General features: G+C 55.5%; 24 protein-coding genes. 12 read left to right on the forward strand and 12 right to left on the reverse strand.

From position 1 onward, the window contains the following. Positions 1–152: 152 nt before the first annotated feature. The 3 genes from ACX3P1_RS13585 to ACX3P1_RS13595 are packed head-to-tail and all read right to left on the reverse strand — an operon-like array spanning position 153 to position 1,659. The gene (locus ACX3P1_RS13585) at positions 153–491 is read right to left on the reverse strand and encodes a hypothetical protein (protein WP_459080113.1); all 339 of its coding nucleotides are present in this window, start codon (positions 489–491) and stop codon (positions 153–155) included. Further along, entirely contained in the window at positions 488–1,021 is a 534-nt protein-coding gene (locus ACX3P1_RS13590) for a hypothetical protein (protein WP_459080114.1), read from the reverse strand. The genes ACX3P1_RS13585 and ACX3P1_RS13590 overlap by 4 nt, the downstream gene beginning before the upstream one ends. Continuing rightward, positions 1,018–1,659, reverse strand: a complete 642-nt coding sequence (locus ACX3P1_RS13595) for a hypothetical protein (protein ID WP_459080115.1) — start codon at positions 1,657–1,659, stop codon at positions 1,018–1,020. Before ACX3P1_RS13595 ends, ACX3P1_RS13590 begins: the two co-directional genes overlap by 4 nt. A 243-nt stretch (positions 1,660–1,902) precedes the next feature. Here ACX3P1_RS13595 and ACX3P1_RS13600 point away from each other — a divergent pair, with 243 nt between their 5' ends. Genes ACX3P1_RS13600 through ACX3P1_RS13615 form a run of 4 tightly spaced genes read left to right on the forward strand, consistent with a single transcriptional unit; the run spans position 1,903 to position 4,405 of the window. Continuing rightward, positions 1,903–2,148 carry a hypothetical protein gene (locus ACX3P1_RS13600; protein WP_459080116.1) on the forward strand — a complete coding sequence of 82 codons (246 nt, stop codon included), beginning with the start codon at positions 1,903–1,905 and terminating at the stop codon, positions 2,146–2,148. Then, positions 2,145–2,642: a hypothetical protein gene (locus ACX3P1_RS13605; protein WP_459080117.1), complete on the forward strand. Its 498-nt coding sequence runs from the start codon at positions 2,145–2,147 to the stop codon at positions 2,640–2,642. Before ACX3P1_RS13600 ends, ACX3P1_RS13605 begins: the two co-directional genes overlap by 4 nt. A gap of 19 nt (positions 2,643–2,661) precedes the next feature. Continuing rightward, positions 2,662–3,531, forward strand: a complete 870-nt coding sequence (locus ACX3P1_RS13610; protein WP_459080118.1) for a hypothetical protein — start codon at positions 2,662–2,664, stop codon at positions 3,529–3,531. A gap of 19 nt (positions 3,532–3,550) precedes the next feature. After that, positions 3,551–4,405, forward strand: a complete 855-nt coding sequence (locus ACX3P1_RS13615) for a hypothetical protein (protein WP_459080119.1) — start codon at positions 3,551–3,553, stop codon at positions 4,403–4,405. A gap of 108 nt (positions 4,406–4,513) precedes the next feature. Here the strand turns inward: ACX3P1_RS13615 and ACX3P1_RS13620 are convergent, their stop codons facing one another. The 6 genes from ACX3P1_RS13620 to ACX3P1_RS13645 form a co-directional block, all read right to left on the reverse strand. After that, complete coding sequence (locus tag ACX3P1_RS13620) at positions 4,514–5,335, reverse strand: hypothetical protein (RefSeq protein ID WP_459080120.1); 822 nt, start codon at positions 5,333–5,335, stop codon at positions 4,514–4,516. A 94-nt stretch (positions 5,336–5,429) separates the two neighbouring features. After that, positions 5,430–5,771, reverse strand: coding sequence for a hypothetical protein (locus tag ACX3P1_RS13625; RefSeq protein WP_459080121.1), 342 nt, complete (start codon positions 5,769–5,771; stop codon positions 5,430–5,432). After that, positions 5,768–6,106, reverse strand: a complete 339-nt coding sequence (locus ACX3P1_RS13630) for a hypothetical protein (protein WP_459080122.1) — start codon at positions 6,104–6,106, stop codon at positions 5,768–5,770. The genes ACX3P1_RS13625 and ACX3P1_RS13630 overlap by 4 nt, the downstream gene beginning before the upstream one ends. Before the next feature lie 34 nt (positions 6,107–6,140). Continuing rightward, on the reverse strand, positions 6,141–6,494 hold the full coding sequence (locus ACX3P1_RS13635) for a hypothetical protein (RefSeq protein ID WP_459080123.1): 354 nt from the start codon (positions 6,492–6,494) through the stop codon (positions 6,141–6,143). Between the two features lie 58 nt (positions 6,495–6,552). Beyond that, positions 6,553–6,765 carry a hypothetical protein gene (locus ACX3P1_RS13640; RefSeq protein WP_459080124.1) on the reverse strand — a complete coding sequence of 71 codons (213 nt, stop codon included), beginning with the start codon at positions 6,763–6,765 and terminating at the stop codon, positions 6,553–6,555. A 104-nt stretch (positions 6,766–6,869) separates the two neighbouring features. Continuing rightward, on the reverse strand, positions 6,870–7,160 hold the full coding sequence (locus ACX3P1_RS13645) for a hypothetical protein (RefSeq protein WP_459080125.1): 291 nt from the start codon (positions 7,158–7,160) through the stop codon (positions 6,870–6,872). A 389-nt stretch (positions 7,161–7,549) separates the two neighbouring features. Between ACX3P1_RS13645 and ACX3P1_RS13650 the strand changes: the two genes are divergently transcribed. The 3 genes from ACX3P1_RS13650 to ACX3P1_RS13660 all read left to right on the forward strand — a co-directional run bounded on the left by ACX3P1_RS13650 (position 7,550) and on the right by ACX3P1_RS13660 (position 12,683). Further along, on the forward strand, positions 7,550–10,693 hold the full coding sequence (locus ACX3P1_RS13650) for an autotransporter domain-containing protein (RefSeq protein ID WP_459080126.1): 3,144 nt from the start codon (positions 7,550–7,552) through the stop codon (positions 10,691–10,693). A 72-nt stretch (positions 10,694–10,765) separates the two neighbouring features. Then, positions 10,766–11,542 carry a hypothetical protein gene (locus ACX3P1_RS13655; protein ID WP_459080127.1) on the forward strand — a complete coding sequence of 259 codons (777 nt, stop codon included), beginning with the start codon at positions 10,766–10,768 and terminating at the stop codon, positions 11,540–11,542. After that, positions 11,532–12,683: a pentapeptide repeat-containing protein gene (locus tag ACX3P1_RS13660; protein ID WP_459080128.1), complete on the forward strand. Its 1,152-nt coding sequence runs from the start codon at positions 11,532–11,534 to the stop codon at positions 12,681–12,683. Before ACX3P1_RS13655 ends, ACX3P1_RS13660 begins: the two co-directional genes overlap by 11 nt. A 76-nt stretch (positions 12,684–12,759) precedes the next feature. On the opposite strand, the gene ACX3P1_RS13665 is transcribed toward ACX3P1_RS13660, so the two are convergent. The 3 genes from ACX3P1_RS13665 to ACX3P1_RS13675 form a co-directional block, all read right to left on the reverse strand. After that, positions 12,760–13,377, reverse strand: a complete 618-nt coding sequence (locus tag ACX3P1_RS13665) for a hypothetical protein (protein ID WP_459080129.1) — start codon at positions 13,375–13,377, stop codon at positions 12,760–12,762. Positions 13,378–13,380: 3 nt separating this feature from the next. Further along, a complete protein-coding gene (locus ACX3P1_RS13670) occupies positions 13,381–13,590 on the reverse strand; it encodes a hypothetical protein (protein WP_459080130.1) in 210 nt (69 codons plus the stop codon). A 75-nt stretch (positions 13,591–13,665) separates the two neighbouring features. Further along, positions 13,666–14,100: a hypothetical protein gene (locus ACX3P1_RS13675; protein WP_459080131.1), complete on the reverse strand. Its 435-nt coding sequence runs from the start codon at positions 14,098–14,100 to the stop codon at positions 13,666–13,668. Between the two features lie 281 nt (positions 14,101–14,381). Here ACX3P1_RS13675 and ACX3P1_RS13680 point away from each other — a divergent pair, with 281 nt between their 5' ends. The 5 genes from ACX3P1_RS13680 to ACX3P1_RS13700 all read left to right on the forward strand — a co-directional run bounded on the left by ACX3P1_RS13680 (position 14,382) and on the right by ACX3P1_RS13700 (position 18,216). Then, a complete protein-coding gene (locus tag ACX3P1_RS13680; protein ID WP_459080132.1) occupies positions 14,382–15,062 on the forward strand; it encodes a hypothetical protein in 681 nt (226 codons plus the stop codon). Next, positions 15,059–15,604: an acyloxyacyl hydrolase gene (locus ACX3P1_RS13685; protein ID WP_459080133.1), complete on the forward strand. Its 546-nt coding sequence runs from the start codon at positions 15,059–15,061 to the stop codon at positions 15,602–15,604. Before ACX3P1_RS13680 ends, ACX3P1_RS13685 begins: the two co-directional genes overlap by 4 nt. A gap of 304 nt (positions 15,605–15,908) precedes the next feature. Continuing rightward, on the forward strand, positions 15,909–16,292 hold the full coding sequence (locus tag ACX3P1_RS13690; protein WP_459080134.1) for a hypothetical protein: 384 nt from the start codon (positions 15,909–15,911) through the stop codon (positions 16,290–16,292). An 85-nt stretch (positions 16,293–16,377) separates the two neighbouring features. After that, positions 16,378–17,043, forward strand: a complete 666-nt coding sequence (locus ACX3P1_RS13695) for a hypothetical protein (RefSeq protein ID WP_459080135.1) — start codon at positions 16,378–16,380, stop codon at positions 17,041–17,043. 108 nt (positions 17,044–17,151) lie between these two features. Continuing rightward, positions 17,152–18,216 (forward strand): hypothetical protein, encoded by a 1,065-nt coding sequence (locus tag ACX3P1_RS13700; RefSeq protein ID WP_459080136.1) that lies wholly within the window; start codon positions 17,152–17,154, stop codon positions 18,214–18,216. Positions 18,217–18,252 lie beyond the last annotated feature (36 nt).

Consider the following 18,252-nt stretch of genomic DNA (forward strand, 5'->3'; position numbering starts at 1 on the left):
GCGAAATCCAGTTGACGATTCCCGAAGATGGTCCGTCGAGACGGATTTTGACCCGACACCGTCCCCGTATATGGATTTTGACACGGGTGGCGTGTGGACTACCGTTGCTCCGAAACCAGGCACGTAGCTCCCAATAAACCACGACAGGAGGCTTACGCCATACCTCTCGCAGGCAACAAGATCATCGTATCATCCCGATCGACAACGGAAATCCGTCCCACCATGTGTGGACCCCAAATTGCTGCGATGGTCACCACCGCTGCGAAATGGTTGTCAGCCTGTTCGCCGTCCAGCTTGTAAAATCGGCCGCTGGCGGTTCGCCCTGACATCGTATTCGGATCGAAATCCTGGATGGCGGTCGTGACCCGCCCCTTGTCTTCTGGTGTGCATCCAACAAAATGCATGTCGCCAGTGTCGTGAGCACGAATGATTATCCAATCCGTCAAGGTGACGTGCGGCTCTTCGTCGACTGGTTTGGCTTTTGTGATCATTGCCCCTCCTCGCGTTTCCGCCGCTCGAGGATTGCTGCCTTGAGCCGTCGAACCCGAACGATATTCTTCCCGTGCTCATATCGATCCGCCCAGGCGGCTTGCAGCCGACCACCGCGTTCCAGTACCTCGTCAGCGAGTTTCAGCACATGCAAGTTTGGAGCCGCATTGGGAACGAGTTGAAGGACGTGATCGACGGCCAACTCTTCTTCGCCAGGCTGCAGATAGTCGGCGAGGATGGCCATGGCGATTGCCGGAGATCGGCATCGGCCAGCGTGACAATGGATCAGAAGCGTTCTGGCACCCGCCATGGTCTCGCGTCCAAATGCAATCGCCGCCCAGACGTGATCTTTTGTAGCCATCAACGCAGACCCGTCATCGAAGTCGATGTCATTGAACGCGAGCACCAGGTGCGGCCGCCCGTCCTCGACCCGGAGCAACTGAAGGTTTCTGTCGGCGTTCTCGATGGTGAGAACGGCGTCGAACTCGTGATGCCTCACAAGGGCTGCTTTCATGCTCAAAACGGTGATCATGGTTTTGCACTCGCTGTCGACAATGCCACGGCGACATCTTCCGAACTTACGACGCTGAGACCGGATTTCTTGATGTCCCATCGATCTGTGATGAGGTCGATCACATCGGTAGACAGCAATCGGGCACGGTCGCCATGTACGCGAAAGCGGGAATTCCCATCGCTGCCACCCAGTCCACGCATGGTGTCGGGGTCGAATTCTGAAACGTCGCAGAGCCCCATCGTGATTGAACCACCGGGGGAAACGCTGTTTCCGACAACCATGAGTTCTCCGCCGGCGAATTCGACAAAGTTCCAGTCGACGAAAACCAGGTGGTCATCGGCCGTAACCGACAAGACGGCTTCCACCTCGATGGGCGATGCGGTGCAGATGCGGTCAGCCTCATATCCATGGTCCGCCATCCACTCGTTGCGGAGACAAAGGGCAGCCATCGTCAGCCCCAGACCGCCCTCGCCTACGAGCCGGAAACGGAAGCCACGCTCCGCTGTTCCAGACATCATTTCGACATCGAGAGTCTGAATCGTGGAGGCAATGCGCCCGCTGTCGCCGACATTGCCGACGAGGGAGAACTTGTTTCCGCCCTTGACCCGATAAATCATCCAGTCGTTCAAATCGATGTACGGCCGTTCCTTGGTCATTCTTCGCCCTCCAAATTCCTTGATCATCCAAAGCCTGGCGTGAGCAAGGCACAACGGATTGCCGCTGTAACCGGGCAAGCTGTCGACAATGAACCGACTTTCTTTATGCATAATAGCGTAAGATATTCAAATGGAATGTTCACGGAAAGAAATATGAATCCGGCATGTTGTGAGATGCGTGGGCCCGGGTTTCCATGATGGAACGAGCGAGAACGCCGACAGGAACGCGGCGGGAGGTGATGAATGAATGCATGGGCAGAATTGGCGAAAACCGCCCCGAAAAAGGAATGGAACCCCATCGGTGAGATGGGGAAAGCGCTCAAAGAGAACGAGCCTTCCGAAGCCCGTTTGGCAGACCTGATCCGAAAGGGGCACGGGCCTCACGCGATCTACCGTGCGTGGGGATTTGAAGGCGAGCAGGACTTCCCTGCTTTCGAACGCGCGCTGCGCGGTCTCCGCGAATTCATGAAGAGGGAGGGCAGCCTATGATTCCGAAACCGAACATCGAGGCCTTGAAGGCCTTGCTGGCATCGGAGCCCATTGTCGAACGCAGCGACAGCCGTAGCGCTGTCCGCAAGGCAATGGATTCCAATGCCATCCATCTGCGCGACTGCATCGAACGGTGTCATTCCGGTAGCACGATCGTTGGGACATTCATGGATGCCTTCCCCGGATTGCGGGAAAGCCGCCCCGATCTCGATGATGCTGCTTACCGCCTGCATGTCTGGAACACGTACAACACCATCCGCAGGCGTCTGGGCATCTCAAGGCCGAGGTCGGCCTCCATGAGGATCACGCCCAGGCCGACGACAAAGACAGTTGAGCAGAAGCAGACTGTAGTCGAGGCCGCGCCTGTTCCGGTGCCGGAGACGCAGGTGGAACGGCCGGAAGTCGTCGCCCCCAAGCGCACTCCGGTTGTCGAGCCTGCACCTGCAGTCAGCCCGATCGGCAGAAACAAAATCCGAAGCCTGGACGACATCTAAACATAAAGGGGAACCGAAAATGGAAGAATACAAAGCACCTGTAATGGCCAGCCCGACGCCGACCGGAACCGTGGTTGATATCGCCCACTGTGAAAAAGGCGGCACCCACAAGTCGACCGGCACCAGCATTAAAGTCGATATAATGAGGTCGATGACGGACCACCGTGTTGGATTCGTCGACGGCGATGAGGGCAACCACAGCACCTATGACCGTTTCGCGAGCAAGGACGAGGACGGCCGGATCATTGATGCCGCCGACGAGATGGAAGAACTCGTCAACGGGGCATGGCTCGTAAATCTGCGGTCGCCAAACGGCAGGGCAAAGCTGCTGGAAGCGATCGAGTACGGAAACCTGGACTACCTGTTGGCCGACGGCCCAGGCGGTGCCGACAGCAATTTCGGCGACATTTTCGGCGAAGGCTTCAAGCCGTCCGATTTCGTGGATTCCCTTAAGGAAGTGAACGCCGAGCTGGTTTTCAATGTACCCCTGGTTGCCGGAAACAAAAAGGCCGTGGAGTCCATCGCCAACCTGCGGGAGACGTTCCGGGGCGTCGACGGTGTTCGCTACGTCGCCACGATGAGCGGTTGGGGAAACCCGATATCCGACAACGTGGTCGATCCCAGGTTTGCGCTTTGGCTGAATTCGAAGACCCGCAAGTCCATGATCGATGCCGGCATACTGGCCGAGGTCCGCATCAACGAGATCAACGAGCAGATAATGGCGAAATTCGACCAAGCCCCGTTCCCGATTTCCAAGCTGATCACTCCGGGCATCGACAAACGGTACGGCATCGGAATCCGTGAACGTCAGGCACTGCGGACGATGCGGGACAACGTACATGAGCAGATGAAATCCGACCCGTCCCTCAAGGCGCTCTACCGCCTTTGAGCGGTGAAGGAGGGATGGAATGGACACCTTGGCAGCCAATGAACGGTATCAAGCACTCGGCAAGATTTACGAGCTCGACGAACGACATCTGAAAATCGCCTGGAAACGGGCGGTTGCTATGGGTGTCTCATTTGATGACGGCGACTATTCGCTGAACCAGATTCTCCAAAACGCCGCTCTCCAGCAGGCAATCGAGGAGTCCTCATCCCGGGAAGAGCAGTCCGCCGCCAAAATTGAAGCCGCGGTTGAGAAGATTGGTGCCGTCGCGAGCAACGCGCTTTCAGGCATAGAGGATGTCGTGCGCAAGGTGGTAGACGCGAAAAGCGACAGGCTGCTTCAGGAGAAATTCGCCGCCGCCGTTGAGACCACGGCCGCCAACCGCATTTCCGAAATCAAATCATCGATCCGGAATGCGAACTGGCAGACATGGGTCGCCACCGCGGTCGCGGCTGCCATGATATTTGGGATCGGGAACGCGATCGGAAACGTCAACGGCCGGGACAATGCACTTATCACCGCAAGCGAGTTCGTCGAATTCGCGCGGGATCCTGCATCAGTCGACTGGATCGCGGCAATGAAACTGAATTCGCCGGCGGTTTTCGCCGACTACTGCAGACGGGGTTCTTCCAACCTCGAAGATGTCGAAGGCAGGCTCCGCTGCACGGTGCCCTTGTGGGTGTCCGGAGAAACGGTCTCGCCGACGAAATACGCGACCGGAACACCGCGTCGCGTGATCTCCGTCATCTGGGGATGGGGTTCGACAGCCGCATTTGGCATCGTCGCCCTTCTTGGTGGCATGGCAGCCCTGATCGGCCGCCAACTCCTCGTGACGTACCCGATCTCGAAAGTGTTGGGCATTCGCAAGGACGGATGAATTCCAGGAAGTCGCCGGCGGCGAGCTAATCGGAAGTGGCATTCCCTCCCAGCGCTTACCATCTGGATTGGGTGAAAGCCAATTGCCACTCGGGAATTCGATCGACAATCAGGACATGATTTCACATTGCTGATCATCTGAAATCTGCAATGGCCCATCGATCTCGACCAATCTCAGTACGTAATCATTTGGCTTTGCCTGCACCTGATTTTTGAACGTCCGGATTTCTTTAAAGTGCTTTCCGTCGCCACGTAGTGCCGATATGCAAATCTCAATGCTGTCAGGCTGACCGCCGACAAATTGGATGTCGTTCACATCATACGAATTCGGCGCAAGGATGAAATCGCCTATTGAATAATCCAGTTTCTCCCCGCCTCTGATGCGAATGCGAATGTTTTTGTAAACGAAGGCCGTACTGTTTTCAAAAGTCGCTCTCAGATTATAGGGTTTCCCTTCCTGTCCTGATGACATCAAATCAGGAACAGATAACCACTGATCGGCCGCCAGCTTCAGAAACTTGGTGTCCCTTTCGATCTTCTCGGTTCTCTCGTCGATCCGTGCGACATCGCGCTGCACAATTCCGAGCTGCTGTTGTAAGGCACGGATTTCCGGAAACGCGGACGCGATCAAACCGTCATCATTGGACGCCTTTGCCGACAGAACTGAAAACCCGCCGACGAGCGCAGCCATGACCAGGCACGAAATCGCAAACGGCCGCGGTGAGAAATTTGGACGGATGTTGTCGGGCAAGGATTCCAGGATCGCCTTGTTGACCGAAGAATACCGATAACCCAAAAACGAAATCGCCGCCGTCAGGACAAGCAGCCCAACAAACAAATTGGCGATCATGGGTTGCTGCAGGATGTCGGACGTTGCGGAGGCAACCCCGCTGAGCGTCAAGAAAAACGGATATGCGTAGCCTGGCTTCATCTCGGTATGGTCCCCACCACTTGAGGGGGAAGACCTATCAGGAAATGGCTACGGGACGGTTACCGCAGGCGGCTAGAGCGTCATCGAGCAATGTTCAAGGTTTCGGTCCAGTGAGATTCAGGACAGCATCTACCTCTTCAGGCGACGCAGGCTCGATGTCGTTCTTTTTGTAGCCATTGAGATCCAGCCAGCCGTTCAGGGTTCCCAAGATGGGAATTCGCAATCCATGTCCACGCTCTCCATGAAGAAAATAGCAGCGACCACGCTCGGTAGTCCCTGACATCGTGTCGATATCGAAGGTTTGGAAAGTGCTCGAAACACGCGGATACGACGCATAAACGACGTTTGCATCTCCCGTCACGAGAAACGCGTTCAGCGGCTTCAGACGATAAAACTGCCAATTACCAAGATGGATATCCCCTTTTTCCTGATTCACGGTTTCGGCCCTTTCGAATTCAGAACATAATCGACATCCTCGGGTGTCGCAGGCTCGATATCGTTCTTCTTGTACCCGTTCTGATTCAGCCAGCCTTGCAATGTCCCGGCAGTGTGCAGGTGCAGCCCATGCCCGCCTTCTCCACGGAGGAAATAACGGCGGCCGCGTTCGGTAATCCCGCTCATCGTGTCGAGATCGAAAGTCTGGAAAGTGCTCGAAACACGAGGGTACGATGTGTAAATCTGGTCGGCATCTCCCGCTACGAAGAAAGCGTTCGTTGGCTTCAACCGGAATATTTGCCAGTGACCGAGGTGGATATCTTCTTTTTTTTCCATGTCCAATCCCTTCCCCCAATGCACTGAATTCAGCTTAAAGGTCCGCATGGGACAAGGCATTCCTCGCCAACCGCTCGTCCCGTGCGCGCATAAACGCCAGAGCCGTCATACCAATCTTTTCGGATTCCTCGTTGATCCGACGGCTGTCCAGTTGCTCCCGGATGTCCGCAGCACGGGCCTTCGGGGCGACGTGTTCGACAGTAATGAAACCCGTCCAGTCGGCGGATACGATGATGCCGCCGCGGTTGTCTGCATGGTCCTTGGCGTCGGCCAGTTCGTCGCCGTTGTAAGTACAGACGGCCCCTGCCCCGGTGGACGCGATGTCCTCGATATCGAAGACCATGAGTGTCAGTCGACCGTTTGGAAGATTATGTTTGTGAAATTTCATGATGGAATCCTTTCGGGGCGTCGGGCGGCAACCGATGGGAGCGCCGCCGATGTTGGCGTCAGGCTGCTTGCAGCATCTCGGTCAGGGCTGACCTGACCTGGTTCTTGTCGGCATCCGGAACGATACCGATATCCCGCCACTGGATTTCCCAGCCAGCCTGAAAGACGCCGCCAACCCATTTGCGGACATCGCCGGTCACGCGGCCGACAGCATCGATCGTTTCGGTGACCAGGAAGGTCTGGTTCTCGAGATGGATTGAATGTTCGCGCATGGTCTTGGCTCCTCTCCAAGATTTCGGGTTTTCGGCCCTCACCGGAACGGTTTCAAGAACCGTTCGGGGGAAGGCCGAAGGCACGTTGGCCTTCGGCGCTTGGATTAGGCGGCTAGTTTTTCGAAAGCGACATAGCGGCGGTACCAAGCTGCTGAATGCAAAGCTTCCTGAAGGGCGCTCTCTTTCGTGTAGCAATACGTGCGGCCTTTCTCGCCGGGGACATATTCTGAATGATCCGACGTGAAGCTTGTGAACCATCCACTCTCTTCCATGTCGCCGTTGGCGCGCTTGTGTCCGATGCGGACTTTGCCAACGCGAAGCGTGTTGTTGATTTCGCCAATCGATAGAGACGACGCCTTCGCCTCGAGTTCTGCAACTGTGAGAATCTTGTTCATTTGATATTCCTTCCGGGTTCGTGATCGCGTCTCGATCATCTATATATACTAATATAGTAAGTTATGATATAAATCAAGAGACGTATTCAAAATAATTTATTGACAAAGGAAGCTATACCGACATCAACTAAAAATATTTCTCAATAATATTTGGCAACTGTGCTCAGCAACGTCTTCCATGAGCCGGGCGCGGAACCCTGCTGCTACATCCCAGATCATGGCTCGGCCTTTCCAACTCTCCCAACCCAAAGATCAAGTCCTGCCCAACCCCCCTGTTCATCACCCGTTTTCTCCCTCCGTTTGTCGCTTGCATGACCTCCCCTGATCCTTGCCCGACGCGGAAACCATCCCGTCGGCAAGGGCGGCAATAACAAAGAAGGGGACGAAAAATGACAAGCAAACTCATCGCGCGGGGCGCTTTCCTCGCGGCTATCGGATTCATCTTGCTTGCAGTGGTCGGCATCTCACGTGCAGCTGAAACCTTTGTGCTGCCGACAGGCACATATGGGCAGCCGTACACCTACACTCTTACCGGGGATGACGGAGTTCCGCCCTACAGTTTCCACCGAGTCAGTGGGGCACTGCCTTCTGGCGTTTACCTGACATCAAACGGTGTCATTTCGGGTACGCCGACATCCACGGGCGTTTTCGAAATCCGTGTATCGATCGATGATTCCGCAGGTGCGCCGACAGAATACGGCGACCTGTCGATTACGATCAAAGGCCTCCCGCCGATCGTTTCCAATTCCTCGTCAACGCTCAGCTACAACGACACGAGTTGGAACCAGTCGTTTGACGATTTGATAGCTGGCCCGTGGGATGACGCTGTCATCGTAACCCAGCCTTCTCAAGGTACGGCATCGATTACATCGGGAACCCTGACATATACAAAGACGCCTGGCGCAACCGGTTCCGACAGCATCCTTTGGAAGGCTTCGCATGGCGGCGCTGGCTCAACGATTGCGACGGTAACGCTCGATCTGCTGCCTGCGCCGACAATCAGCGTCAATTTCACACCATATGACACCGTTGTAGGCGACCCCTACTCGGCAACGGTTGGGGGCTCGGGCGGTACGGGGCCGTACACCGTCTCCGTTATCAGCGGCTCACTGCCAGACGGCCTGACTCTGATAGGCGACACGGTTGGCGGATCGGCAACGAAAGAGGGAACCTACCCATTCACGATCCAGGTAACAGATTCCGACGGCTTCTCTGGCACTGGCGACTTTACGATCAATGTTGCCAGCAATCTGCCACCTCCTCCCGTAGCTTACGATTTCTTGCTCGATGACGTAACGCCAGATCCGAACATCGGCGTGAACCTGGACAAGGTGCCCGTCAGCATTCCTGACGAAGACATTGCAGTCGTAACGATCGTTAGCCCGCCCTCGAAAGGTACGGCCGACGTTGCAGGCCACGGCCTCAATTATTGGTCGAATGCAGGTGTCGAAGACACAACGGATTCGTTCACTTATTCGATCACCGACATCCACGGACAGACGTCAAATGTAGCAACGATTTCTGTTCAGATCAGCAAGAAACCTCCGACCATAACGTTATCTCCGACATCGTTGTCGGCTAAAGTCGGCGAGCCCTTTTCGCAGGTGATGTCGGCATCCGGTGCAAAGGCACCGTACACTTTCGAGGCGTTTGATTTTCCAAGCCCTTTGCCTGACGGCATCACACTGGTTGGCAACACCCTGAAAGGCACTCCGACAACCGAAGGCGTCTATGTGACTTTCATCTCTGCGATTGATGCGGACAATTTCGCTGGTGCTTCGATTGTCACGATTACGGTGACCGCTGCCGATCCGGCTGTCGCCGCCCCGGTCACCACAGACGCCTCGATCAATGTCGATTTCAATGCCGCCACGGCTGTCGATATCAACCTGGCGGCGCGCACCTCTGGAGATTTCGACAACTTCCAGATCGTCGGCCAGCCATCCAAAGGTGCCTTGCTCGAAAACGGAATGTTCGCCTCCTACACGCCGACCAAAGGCGCTACTGGCACCGACACCTTCACCTGGACTGCTACAGGGCCAGGCGGTGTCTCGAACGTTTCGACGGTGACCATTACGATCTCGGCGGCACCCGACATCGACCTCCCAGTCGCCGTTGATCATGAAGTCCACCTGTCTCCGACGGAAAGCGGCAGCGTCGATCTCACGACTGGTGCCACGGGTGCACCATTCTTGCGGGCCAATGTCATGGGCACGGTACCTGCCGATGTCGGCAAGTTCTCCTTGAGCGGCACCACGCTCAGGTTTACGCCGCATGTGGCTTTCGACGGCACCGCCAAGGTTGGCTACGTCCTCGAAAACGCTGCGGGGACATCGAACACGGCCGAGGTTCGCTTCATCATTGCTGCACGCGCAGACCCAACAAAGGATCCCGAAGTCGTCGGATTGCTGACCGCTCAGGCGGAAGCCGCAAAAAAGCTCACTGACGATCAGATCACCACGATCACCGGTCGTCTCGAAAGCCTTCACAATGAGGGCTATTGCAATCGGCAAAATGCAATCGATTTCAGGCTGGGATATGCCGCCGCCGGCGACAATCCCGATGACCACTCCAAGGACGGCGTCACCCTATCCGGAAAGGCGAAAGCCGATTGCAGGTGGGCAATTTGGGGCGGCGGATACGTCAGCCTTGCCGACTACGACAGGGACGACATCAATTTCTCATCGACATCCATCGGCCTGACGGCCGGTCTCGACTATCGTTTCACGCCTTCGTTCGTCGGCGGCATCGCCGTTGGCTACGGCAGCGAGGAGTCCTCGATCGGCTCCCATGGAACGACCTCGGCCGCTCAGGCAATGTCAGCCGCCCTTTACGCATCATGGCATCCGAACGGTGGAGTATTCCTCGACGGCATCGTTGGCTACCAGCACCTTTCTTATGACAGCAGGCGGTTCGTCACCGACAATGGTGAGTTCGCCAACGGCACGCGCTCGGGCAACCAGGTTTTCGGATCCCTGACGGCGGGCTACGAAATCCGGAAAGACGGTTTCCTCATTGCTCCATATGTCGGCGTTCGTGGATCACACGCCGTCCTTTCCGGGTTCTCGGAAACGGGCGGCGGCATCTATGGATTGAGCTACGGCGACCAGACCGTAACCTCGATATCCAGTGTCGTCGGCGTCCGTGCGGAATACGACATCATCAAGCCATGGGGCGTTCTCACTCCGTCAATTCGTGCTGAATACAGACATGATTTCGTCGGGGATTCCGATGTGAGCCTTGGCTACACCGATGTGGGGACAAAAACCTATAGGGCCGAAATCAAAGGCCGTGGCAAGGATTCCGTGACGGTCGGCGTCGGCCTGAAGGCCAAGGTCTCCAAAGGCTGGACGATTGAAAGCACCCTGTCGACGACCATCGGCAACGGAAAACCTTCGTATCGGATCGGCGTTCAGGCGACCTACAAGTTTTGCGGCCTCTTTACCCCGCAAAGCGCATGCGGCCCTCAGATGGTGGCGGAGCCTGTGAAGACAAAGGCTGCCAAGGCGAAAGGGAGGAAGGCGACCAGGTAATGATGGCTTTGCGATTAGTGCCCCGTCCGGGTAATCTACCTACGGCTTGGGCAATGTGGATTCGGCAACCTCATGGACTTTTTCTCTGACGATCAGAATCCATTTGCGCAACTCGTAGAGCTGAAGTCGAATCTAGCACCCAAGGACGGCATCGATGTCGGCCACGATCTCCTGATGGAGCTACGGATTAACCCAGACGAAATTGAGGAAGACCGGGTCGGGACAATCCGTGTCGAAATTCAGGAAGCCACTCTTTCCGTGGATCTCTGCGGCTTGGAAGTGGTTCCGAAAACCCGCCACGGCCAAGGTGAAACTGGTGGGAAAACCCGGAAGGAATTAAAACGTGATACCACCGTCACAACGACCAACGAGACCGACAAAAAGAGGGGCGCTGACGTTTCCGTCAGAGCATCTGCCGTAGGCCCTGAAGGCAAGGTGGGACTGGCTGGCAGCTCATTCAAACGAAATGCAGAGACGGTTACGCATCGAGAGAGCGAGACAGTGACGGAGGACTTCTACTCCGTCAGGGCGCTGACCGACGATCGTTGGAAAGTCACTAGCAAGGACGGAAGCCCTCTCGATGGTGCGTTCCTTGACGGTGATCGTCTCTGCGAGGTTTCGGAGGCGCGTGGAGCGAACCGTAAAGGCGTGGTCAGTAGCCTCACGGCCAAGCAGAAGCACATAAAGATCGAGCTGGAGCAAAAAGCCTCCCTTTTCACGTCCCCTCTTTCGACGACACAGCAGGCACTTATGAAAATTGTTATCGCCAAGGGCCTGCAGGAGCGGTCTGGTGGTGGATATTCAGGCTACGTCCTCTTCTCTCGGTCGACGATCTCCGATGAAGGATAGCCTGTACCTCTCCAACATCCTCTCGGAACCAGCCGTGTCAGGGATCGAAGCCCTGGCAGGAGCCCGCGCGGCGACATTTCAGCAGTTAGTCAAGTTGGCTGGCTTAGACCCTGCTCGAGATTTCCAGAATGCCGATCTTCGGAATATCGATCTCACCGATTCTGATCTGCGTGGCTTCAATTTCTCTGGTGCCGATCTCCGCGGGGCCATAGGCATTCGTGTTCAATGGGACGACACCACGATTTTCGACAATGCGGAATTATCCGTCTCGATATTTGCCGCCAAAATCCGGTTGAAGGTCTTCTTCGACACAGACGAGCGAGCGAATACCCTGCTGACCAGCATTTCACGTCAAAGCTGGTCCGATAAAATTCTATGGGCGTCCCAGAACCTGCTTACTTCAGGTCGTCACCATGATGTCGCGCTGCCAATCACAGAAGCCCTCTTCTATCAGGCAAAGGACGATGAATTCCTGCAGGCCGAACTCATGCGGTACTTAGCCCCCCGTATGCAGGCGCGGGAGGAGCTCCACGACATGCTGGTAGCCGCGCTGTCCGATGAACCCAAATCCGCCGTCGTCATTCGATCTGCATTTTCCATCCTTCAACGTAAACAGCTCACTAGCGCTGCCAATGTCCGGCAGCAGGTGCTTATGCTCGTCAAATCCAGAAAATCTGCCACTCAAGAAGCGGCAGTCCAATTTCTGATGAGGAACCATCCCACTCATGAGGAAATCGGTACGATCAAATCGGCAGCGGAAGCCTCTGGCGGATTTCTTGAGGGGCTATACGTGGCTGAACTTACCCGTTTGCTCGGCGGAGCATACGAAATTGTGACACGTAATCCAGTTTCAAACGCGACTCTTCCAATGAAGTCAATGATCAGTGCTTCCGACTTGAGGCTTATCGCCAGACGGTGGCTGCGTGCGGAGTCCAGCCGAAACGCTGTCGATGTTGAGTTGCCGCTACTTCAACGAAATGGTGGCGGCAATTACTTCACCCGGGTGGCGATCGACGAGAGAACGCTCAGGGTTCAGGAACTCTGGTCAAAACTGAAGCGTGCCGGGATCGATATTCAAGTCGAAGGAGACGCCGTCTCCACCGTCCACGGCACTGACAACCAATTCGTTGCTAACCGCTGACAACGAAAACTTGGCGTTGTCCGCCCCGACAGGCTAGTTAGCCTTTGGGGGCGAATGGTGGCGAGCGAGGCACCCGTCAAAAAGGAATGCCGTCGTCGTAGGTGGGGGGAACAGGCGGCACAAAAAGCCCCAGTTCTTTTTCGATGATTTCGAGCGCGATGCCTTTCTCCACATGGTCCTCGAATTCCCGCCTCGCCTCTTTCACATCGCTTCCCCACACACTGATGTCGTCGGTGTGTGGATAATTCAGAATTTCCGCATGGTACTCGAGACTCTCGAATGCGGCCGTATCCAGATATTGCGAGACGTGTTCGATCATCGATTTCATGTCGTCAATCGAGGGCGCTTTCGTTTCATAAGTTCGGATACGGTCGATAGGGAGATCAACGTAAGATGCGAATTCGGGATCGGTCCACTCGATGAACTCGATGATTTCCCGCAACTTGCGGTAGCCAGCCATCCGCTTTTCAGCGCTCGGCTTCCCCTCCAGGATATCCATCATCTCGTCGGTCGGCACCCGCCCGTTCGGGTAGTTGCGGACATACGAAGGGTGCTGCCCCAGCTTCTCAGCGATTTCGGCGTTGGATAATGGAAGCCTTGCCCGTATTGCGCGGTATCGGGAACGGCGGCGCTCGATCTCGGCGATTGGAGTTCTGGGGCGACCGGTGCGGTCGACTGCGAATTTGAAGGTCATGGTTCAACCTGCCATGATTTCATTCAGATCAGCTTCTAATACTCGCCCGGATTCGGAAACCGTTGCCGTTAGGAATTCACCATTTTCGAAATAGAACGTCATCTCACCATTGGTGACCTCGGCCAGATAACGGAGGGCATCGGCTGCCTGCTCTTCTGAGAAAGAGCGACTCTCGAGATGGCCGTCGATATGAATATGCTTGATCTTCTTCATTGTCATTGCCTTTCAATATTTGGTGGTCGTCAGGGGTGGGGAAGGCAGAAGGCGGGTGAAGCCTTCGGCGCTTAATCAGGCTGCGCGAGAGGTTTCATCCTTGCGGAGGTCATCAATCTCAAAGCCGTTCCGATAGACGCGGACGGAGTTCCAATCAAAAAAAACAGGCTTGGAATCCGATCCTCCGATGTCATTGCTTTCAGCCTCGATCGCTTCGGCGATATCCGCCTCATCGGCGTCGGCGGCGACTTCGAAAACAAAGAAATCTTTCTCACCGTTGACGGCTACGGAGATGGTGGCTTTCGATGAGAGCCACTCGCGGAGGCGTTCTCTGACCTCGTTAGCAGTATTGACATCGAGGTAGTTGTGCATATTCGAAGCGTGAGCAGCGCAGAGTGTGCCATCGTCATCTAGGCACTCAAAAGTCGAGGCTCCGTCATGATCAAACGCGATGACTGGAATGTTGTAATCGTTGTTGAATATGGCTTCGATGTTGGTGATCGTGGTCATTGTCCTATTCCTTTAAATCGTGACATCCGGGTCAATTCCCGGTGTCCGTAATAAAAGTATTGGAGCCGGCGGAGCATCTTGCAAGCATAAAATGGCCAAAAATGTTTATTTTTCATATTACTGATGAATAAACGCATTCTATACGACACCGCTACTGTCGTATAGACAGACAGGCAATGACATAAGCCAGCGTTGTCATGGGATTTCTGAGCCTTGTCGCGTTGTCCCTTGCGTGGTCATTACCCAAGATTCCCTCCTGAGAACAAAGGAGGGCTCTATCCATGAAAAGAATTCTGATCACTCTCGCAGCCGTGCTGATTGCCGGCACCGCATATGCAAGCGACGGCATCCCAACAATGCGCGACGCCACGACCAATTTTAACGTCGCCATCAAGGCGCAGACGCGCATGTCCATGTGCGGACGCTCCGAAGGAGATTTCCTGAGGCGAACCTACGCGATCAATGACGCTGCAGAGATTTCCGGCAGAGACGTCCTCGAGATCCTCGTTGAATCCAAAGGCTGGGCAAACGCCGTCATTGCGGCCGCCAGGCGCAAGGGAAATCTCGACAAGTTTTGCGATCCCTTCGCGAGTTCGTCATCGCTTTATTCGCGTATTCCTCTTGCCTCGAAGGCTTCCGAGCTGACCTTGGAAACCTTAGCCACCCTCAATCGCCTGATTGATGAAAGACGCGATGCCGACACCGCGCTCGCGCTCTGCGACATGTCGGGGACGGATGCGATTAAAACGCGTTCGTTCATCTTGCAGTCCCGCCAATGGTCTTACGAGGCTTCAGGCATCTGCTGGAGAGGCGAATGCCGGAATGGCGACCAACAGCTACGATCTGCCCTCGCCGCGGTGTCTGACAAGAAGGCTGTCTGCGCTGCATACGCGGAGTTCCTCGATAACCTGGATGACCATCCGATCAACCGTTACCGCTATGAAAATATGGTGTCCGAATGATCCGGGCGGCATCCATTGCCCTGGTTGCGATCTTGATTCCGTCGACAGGTTTCGCCGGCGAGATCGGGAAGCATTCTGACAAAGCGGAAATCAGGATTGGTCTTGGTTTCTATGACACGGGGCTGGCGACAAACCACACACAGGACGGCCCGTCGTTTAACGGCGAGTTCCTGCTGCCGTCGCCCGATCTCTTTTCCGGAATTGGTTCACCTCGGCCGTATGTCGGGGTCGATTTTTCCAACGTCGACGACGCAATCTCGGTTGGGTACGCGGGACTGACGTGGGATTACCACGTAACGCCGACGCTCTATGTGTCGGGATCCCTTGGTGGTGCCGTCAACAATGCCAAGGAATTGAAACACTCGTCGACAACGAGGAGCCTTGGCTCGAACTTCGGGTTCCATGTTGGAGCGGCCGTCGGCTATGATTTCAATGAAAGCCTGACGGTGCAGATGTATCTCAATCATTTTTCCAATGCCGGATTGGCGAAGCCTAATCAGGGCCACGAGACGACAGGGCTACGGCTGGGTTACCGCTTTTAGACAGTAAGTTGAACGGACTGACCGGGAGCGTGGCGCGGGCTGCGCTCCCTTCTTCATGCTCTGTATAAGGCTGTTTCGCTCTGCCTATCCACCCCTCCCAATCTCAAAGTCAGAGTTCGCTCAATTTTCCTTCATACTTTTTTGTATAAATGGATCTTGACGGGCCCTCACATTCGTGTATTTTCCCTCTCATCAAAGGGAGCCTGAATGTCTCATCGTCGCATCAATATAACCAGCATACGGATATGGGTTAGCACCGCCGCCTGTAGAACGACTGCTGTTTGCGACATAAGGAGACATCAACATGAGCGCACCTCACCCCTCGAATAAGCCATCCGGCCGTTACATCGGCCGCGTTTCGCCCTTCAAGGTTTTCTCACCCGAATTCCCGACGACCGACTACTGGTCCGCGACCGTCATCTTCGTTGACGCCGACGGCCTCGAGTACCGCACCGATTACGAGCATCCCCGTTGCCCCCGCTATCCCGGGGACTGGCATCTCGATAATTCCGTGCGTTCGCTGATGTCCTTCGACATCAACGCGATCGCGGCCGACTTCAATTCGTACATGAAGCGAACGGGCAACCGGTTCGAGCAGATGCATCCCGATTGGTGGGCACCTGGCGTGCGTGATCTGCCGCCGTTCTATGCCAATGACGACGACCCAGGCGACCCTCTGGCCGCCTGACAACCCTCACCTGAATTCCGACTTTTTACGCCGCGGCTTCCCCGGTGGGTTTTCGCGCGCCCAAAATCCCTGAAAGGATACCAACATGAGGAATCTGACTGAAATCCGTACCCCTAACGATGAGACACGGAAGAATGACCCCGATTTTCTCTTAGCTCAGGACGCCGTTGCGGCTTTCTGGCAAGCATATGAGAAGAACAGGTTGTGGTGGTCATTGAGCAGTACGAAGCCGATCATTAGCTGCTGCATCCTGTCCGCGCTTGCGGTGCGCGACATCCTGCATGGAGTCGGTCGCTGTGACGCGGAGGTCTTCCGGTCCGGCTTGGAACTCCTGAGCGATCGCCCTGATGGTGGCTGGCTCATGATCGGGGACCCCATGACTCCTGTAGTAGACGGATTGTGGCCTGCCCACATGACGGTAAAGCTCGGCGACTATCTTATCGACCCCGTCATCGGCCAGACCAAGAGGCCGTGGAACGACATGCCGAGATCCATGATTTTGCAGGCTGATCGCGACCCTGGCGTTCCTCTCGAATTGGGAAAAGGCGGCGCTGCCAAGATCTACACGTGGGCTTTCTGGAATGACGGCAACGCTGACTACCGGCTGTCGTATTTCAAGTTGACCCACGACATCCACAAGCGGACGCGTGACTGGAAAAGTTCCCCCGACGCCAATCCTGAACGCCGTGAGTGGATCGTCCGGGATGCCATTGCGCTTATGCAGCGGTCTCCGTTGAAGATCGCTGCATAATTCCTGATCTCGGGGCCGATGCCCCGAGATCTCTTCACCTGAATACTGACTTTGGCAGGGGTCGCCCCGCCACGGAAGACCCATGTCCCAACCTAAGAGGAAAATGAAATGAAAACTTATCTGGATACTTACGCTTACCGCTTGCAGAACGAGAACGCTATTACAGTCAGTTTCGATAGCGACGATATTGAAACGCACGAAATGAAGAGGACAAAATCGCAAACAGATTCCGCTTCAAATTTGCGGCACCAGGCTCTCGGGTCGGCTCACATTTTGACGAACAAGCCGTCCTGGGTTAATGCTGACATCGAAGAAACTGCCCGGTTCCGTTGTCTTATTGCTCCCTTTGTTATCGAGACGATGAATCGTCCGCTGGCTGCATCTCTTGACCGCGACCTGGTTGCCGATTTCCGTGGCCAGGTCGTAGAAGGCCCTATCCGGGCTGTTGGACTCGATGTGATCAGCGATCATGGCGTCACTTACATTGATCTGCCACACCGCTCATACATGATCGGGAACACCCTTCAGTTGCGTGCCCTATTCATCTATCTGACGCCTGATGCAATTGCGTTCACCGCCATTCTTACGACGCCCGGCATGGATTACGGTCGCCGTGTAACCTGGGCCGAAGGTCAATGGGCGAGAGGGCTACCCGGCCTTGCGGGTGACGAACTCACTTGGTCTTCCGGAAATGACAGCACGCGGATTGGCGGTGACGAAATCGAGACATATCTGACTGCCGTCGACGATAGGAAGACCGTGTTCACAGAAATCGAGCACTTCGCATGGCTGGCTCTGACGTATGTGCAAACAGAGCAAGAGAACGGTGTCGTATGGGAACGCCTTCCTCACATTCCGCATAGCGATCCACGTTGGAGTGGTCGCAAGGCGAGCCAGGTTGCAAAAAAATTCAGCCTGTTCTCTGTCATTCAGGTCAATGCACAGAATCTCTATCGGGACGCTGAGACCGAAGGCCGCGGCGGTTCCCTTCCTGGGCACAGGAAGCGCAAGCACCGTGTCCGTGGCCATTTTCGCCTGCAGGCTTATGGGCCTCGCTGGAGCAAGCGCCGCCTGCGTTGGTATCCGGCCCACTATAGCGGCACCATCGACCTCCCGGCTCAGGTCCCGCTCTATAAATTGCGGGGGCATCATCTCGAAGAAATGGCGGCCTGACGGCACGAATAAGGGCGGGTCTTGGTGATAGAGAGC

The sequence above is a fragment of the Mesorhizobium sp. A623 genome, from assembly GCF_054489405.1.